This window comes from Lysinibacillus sp. FW301-JW8 (assembly GCF_058788755.1).
The window spans coordinates 1-1,796 of sequence record NZ_JBYTBB010000143.1; the positions used below are offsets into that span (position 1 = coordinate 1).

Annotated in this window: 1 protein-coding gene; it reads left to right on the forward strand. The window is 42.1% G+C overall.

Annotated elements, in window-relative coordinates; all coding sequences use genetic code 11:
- The first annotated feature begins 116 nt into the window (after positions 1–116).
- A complete protein-coding gene (locus AC3WOM_RS26635) occupies positions 117–1,394 on the forward strand; it encodes an IS110 family RNA-guided transposase (RefSeq protein ID WP_492449195.1) in 1,278 nt (425 codons plus the stop codon).
- Positions 1,395–1,796 lie beyond the last annotated feature (402 nt).

Genomic DNA, 1,796 nt, shown 5'->3' on the forward strand with positions numbered 1-1,796 from the left:
GGAGCATTCCTGTTAGAAACGTTTTCGGGGACTTGAAATAAAAAAAGCCCTCTTGTATGATGCTTGAGTATCAACAGACAATTGACTCGCACATCTACAGAGAGGACTCTATAACAATGAATTTTAATACGAATGAAAAAATTAATCAAGTTTCTGAAAATACGCTTGTCATCGGTATTGACATCGCGAAGTATAAACATTTTGCATGTGCCATCGATGATCGTGGCCGTGTGCTTCAAAAATCATTTCCGATTGCTCAATCACACATGGGATTTGAAGCTTTTTATGAACGATTACTTGCGTTAAAGGCGATACATGATAAACAGGAAATCCTCGTTGGTTTCGAGCCAACAGGTCACTACTGGATGAACTTAGCTGCGTTTTTAACAAACTACGGCATTCCTTTTGTGATGGTGAATCCGATGCACGTCAATCGCTCGAAGGAACTCGATGATAACCTGCAAACGAAAAATGATCAAAAGGATGCACTAGTGATTGCTCGTCTAATGCGCGATGGACGCTTCAGCTATCCACGTATTTTAGCGGGTGTAGAAGCAGAACTTCGCAACGGCGCGACATTGCGTGCCAAAATACAAGAAGACTTAAATGCGCTTCAAAATCGGATCATTCGTTGGCTCGATCGCTTTTTTCCTGAATTTACTCAAGTATTTAAAAGCTTTGGGAAGATGGCCTATGCGGTGCTTGAAAAAACACCTCTACCATCGGATATCAATGGAAAAACACCGGAAGAACTGCTCTTCCTTTATCGTCAAGTAGAGGGAATGAAAAGTCCCCAACTACCAAAGGCAAAGCAATTGGTCGAGGTAGCAGAAAGCTCCATTGGAGTGACAGAAGGTCTTGTGATGGCACGTTTTGAAATTGCCACACTCCTCTCTCAAATCCAATTGATGCAGACACAACTTGAAAAATTAACGGCACAGCTCATTGAGCTAGCCAAACAAATGACGGATTATGACTATTTAGCATCTGTTCCTGGAATTGGTGATATCACGATTGTCGATTTACTTTCAGAGGTCGGTTCACTCACACAATATGCGCATCCACGCCAATTAATCAAATTAGCGGGACTCACATTGCGTGAAAACTCCTCTGGTCAGCAAAAAGGACAAAAGCGCATCTCCAAGCGAGGTCGTCGTCAATTACGTGCGCTCCTGTTCCGCGTAATGATGCCGTTAATCAAACATAATCCAGCTTTTCGAGCGTTACACGAATACTACACCACACGTGCCAACAATCCACTGCGTAAAAAGCAATCGATCGTTGTGCTATGTGGCAAGTTAGTAAAAATTTTACATGCCTTGTGCAAAAAGAAAACGATGTTTGATGAACATCAAATGATGAAGGATTTCGCCCATCTTCAGATGACTGCCTAAGCGCCGCCATCAGAAGTCAAAATCAAGAGGATGACATGGAGAAGCCGGCACTATTTTCACCATCCGACCATTCAAACAACTGAAATGAGTCCCTAAGGGAGCATCGCCAGCCTCTGCCTTATGACTAGACCGAACGAAGGAATGTACGCGCAAACAGACGCCTAGAGATATGGGAGGGTCCGTCATCATAAGCAACGCAGAGATCCAACAGTGCATCGCTATAACGCATAAAATCAGGAAGATTATTACCAATTAATGGTCTTTCTTTTAGCGAAGCATACGGATAGTTTGTAAGAAAAAGAAAGAAATACAAAATAACGATAGATGGATGTGTCGAAAAAAATTTTTTTGACACGTAAAAGTGGCGTGAACCATTGATATATCAACATTTATAGAGGGAGG

What these genes read in the sequence shown, in the direction of transcription:
- AC3WOM_RS26635 (WP_492449195.1), top strand. Translation starts at nt 117, where the DNA reads ATGAATTTTAATACGAATGAAAAAATTAATCAAGTTTCTGAAAATACG.